The 1,436-nt window shown below is 46.0% G+C and carries 1 protein-coding gene; it reads right to left on the bottom strand.

Annotation, left to right across the window (positions count from 1 at the left end; translation table 11 throughout):
• Positions 1 to 29 precede the first annotated feature (29 nt).
• Positions 30 to 1,394, bottom strand: coding sequence for an SGNH/GDSL hydrolase family protein (locus NJ959_RS29485; RefSeq protein ID WP_254015318.1), 1,365 nt, complete (start codon positions 1,392 to 1,394; stop codon positions 30 to 32).
• Positions 1,395 to 1,436: the final 42 nt, after the last annotated feature.

The following is a 1,436-nucleotide window of genomic DNA, read 5'->3' as shown; positions in this document are numbered from 1 at the left end:
CTACACCCCACTCCCCACTCCCCCTCTTTCTAAGGGATTGGCCTTGAGGGAGGGATTTGCAGTTTGGGTAAAGCGGTGAGAGTTTGGTAAAAACTCTCTGATAACACGCTATTCCCTTTCTCAGTTAAGTGGATAGCATCCAAAAATACTCGGTCGGGAACATTTTCATAAACATTGTAGAAATTTAGCGTCTTCGCATTTTTGGGAGATGCTTTCTGAATTTCCTGGATAGCTTGTGCTAATTCGGTATAACCAAGTTGTATCTGTTTTTTGTATACCCCTCCTAATTCATCCAAAATTGCCTGCTCTTCCTTGGTGGGAAGCTTGGCACGCCCAGTGATTTCAGGCTGAATTGCGATGACTAAAGGAATTCCTGCCCCTGCAGTGAGGCGAACCATTTGCTGATGGTAAAGGCGGTAGCGGGCTACCCGACGTTCTAATTCAGCCGAGTCAGGAGCTAGGTGTTGATCTAATGGGGATGTATCATCTATTGCCATAAGAGTCAACCGACTAACTGACAACTGAGGGCGCAAGAGCCAGTATTGGGTTGCTCTGACTAAATAAGTATCTGCGATCGCACGATCCAGTCGCTGAGAAAGGACAGTCCAAAAATGCCCCGATGCCTTGCTCAGAAATTCTTCCGCACGGGGAATATCCATTCCTTGGCTATTGCTGGGCAGAATTAAATCTGTATACCCATCCATAACCACAATTGCATCTGGACTGTAGGGCAGAATTTCAACCGCTAACTGAGCCAATTCATTGCCAGAAGCATATCCCGGTACAGCAGCATTAATTACGCGATAGTTACCCTCTCGCATCTTGGGAGGCAAAGCAAGGGCTTTCCTTAAATCTGGCTTGTAAAACGGTAACTCTTGGGGTCGGTATTTTTCTGGAGAATTCTTTTGCTGGGCTACCCGTTCATTAAGACGCACTTCTAGTTTATGAGCTAATGTAGATTGGTTACTGGGATTCCATTGACCAAAAGCAGTGGAACCCCCTAAGAGAAAAATCCGAATTTCATCTTTGGGCTTGCTCAACGGCACTGGTCGATCCTCCCGGAAACCTTGTTCGTTAATCCGCCATAAATTGCTCTGCTGTCCGGGAACTAACCTATAGCCTAGAGCTATACTTCGTTGGGCAGCAAGTTTACCCCGATCTGATAAACCATCATAAGGCTGTTTATTTTTGTTGAGGAACTTGAGACGGTAAACGTTAGCGTTTGCGGGTTCCCCCTCATAGGCTGCCAACTCGGTGCTTTTGCCCGAAACGCCAACAAAAAACCGAGCCAATAATTCTAAGAGAATCAATGCTACGGGTATCGCCATGACGATTGCCAGGATGGGCAACCTTCGTTGGCGCTTTCGGTAAGTGTTAAAGCTCGACTTGAACATCAAATACTTTCCTTAGATCAGAATTGGCAGATATTGTAGATT

It is taken from the genome of Limnofasciculus baicalensis BBK-W-15 (genome assembly GCF_024178385.1).
GTDB classification, from domain to species: Bacteria; Cyanobacteriota; Cyanobacteriia; order Cyanobacteriales; family Coleofasciculaceae; genus Limnofasciculus; species Limnofasciculus baicalensis.
This window is presented reverse-complemented; position numbering and strand designations above follow the sequence as displayed.